The organism is Kitasatospora sp. NPDC001225, from assembly GCF_053597855.1.
In genome coordinates, this window is sequence record NZ_JBSFJC010000437.1 from 1 (window position 1) to 1538 (window position 1538).

Consider the following 1538-nt stretch of genomic DNA (forward strand, 5'->3'; position numbering starts at 1 on the left):
GTCGGACCGGGCGATCCCGCGCAGCTTCCGGATGATGCAGGGCTTCGGCGTGCACACCTTCCGCCTCGTGACCGCCGACGGGCGCGCCACCTTCGTCAAGTTCCACTGGAAGCCAAAACTCGGCGTCGCGTGCCAGGTCTGGGACGAGGCCCAGATCACCGCCGGCCGCGACCCCGACTTCCACCGCCGGGACCTGTGGGAGGCGATCGAGGCCGGCGAGTTCCCGGAGTGGGAGCTCGGCGTCCAGCTGATCCCGGAGAAGGACGAGTTCTCGTTCCCGTTCGACCTGCTGGACCCGACGAAGCTGGTGCCGGAGGAACTCGTGCCGGTGCGGCCGGTCGGCCGGATGGTCCTCGACCGGAACCCGGAGAACTTCTTCGCCGAGACCGAGCAGGTCGCCTTCCACACCGCCAACGTCGTTCCCGGCATCGACTTCACCAACGACCCGCTGCTGCAGGGCCGCAACTTCTCCTACCTGGACACCCAGTTGATCCGCCTGGGCGGCCCCAACTTCTCCCAACTGCCGGTCAACCGTCCGCTCGCCGAGGTGCGCACCGACCAGCGCGACGGCTACGGCCAGCAGGTGATCCACTCCGGGACGAGCTACGCGCCGAACTCGGTCGGCGGCGGATGCCCGGCCACCCTGGGCGGCGGGCGCCTCGCCGAGGGGGTGTTCGAGCACTATCAGGAGCGTGTCGACGGGCAGGCGATCCGCCGGCGCAGTCCGAGCTTCGCCGACCACTACGGCCAGGCCGCGCTGTTCTGGCGCAGCATGGCCGGCTGGGAGCAGGAGCACATCATCGCCGCGTTCTCCTTCGAGCTCGGCAAGGTCGGGGACCAGGCCGTGCGGCACCGGATGGTCGCCAACCTGGCCCGTGTCGACCGGGAACTGGCTGTGGAGGTCGCCCGCCGCATCGGCGAACCCGAGCCCGCGCCCGAGCCCGCACCGTACCGGCCCACCGGCGACCGCGAAGCCGGAGCAGTGGGGGAGCGGGTCTCGCCCGCGCTGAGCCTGGAGAACCTGCACGGCCACGGCATCCGTACCCGCAAGGTCGCCGTCCTGGTGGCGCAGGGCGTGGACGCCGCCCAGGTGCGGGCGGCGCGCACCGCCCTGCGGGCCGAGGGCGCCACGGTGGAGACCCTGGCCCGGTACGGCGGGAGCGTGGCCGGCAGCGACGGCCAGGACGTGGAGGTCGACCGGGCGTTGGCGACCACCGCCTCGGTGCTGTACGACGCCGTGGTCGTCCCGGACGGCGCAGAGGACGTGCTGGTCGTGGAACCGGACGCCGTCCGGTTCGTCAACGAGGCACTGCGGCACGGCAAACCGGTGGCCGCGCTCGGCACCGGCACGGCGCTCCTGCGGGCCGCAGGGGCCCGCGAGGCGGAGCAGCTCGCCGGGGTCGCCCTGTGCGGCCCGGACCGGCAGCCCGGCGCCTCGTTCTGGGAGGACTTCGTCCACCTGATCGAACAGCACCGGTTCCTCGAAGGAGTCCCGCTTGCGGCCGTTCCACTGGGCCAGCTGGCCGGCGATCTTGATC

Annotated in this window: 1 protein-coding gene; it reads left to right on the forward strand. The window is 72.2% G+C overall.

Annotated features, from left to right (window positions below):
• Positions 1-1538, forward strand: a 1538-nt coding sequence (locus ACWDCZ_RS41275; RefSeq protein ID WP_449818711.1) for a catalase, incomplete at both ends; no start/stop codon positions are given.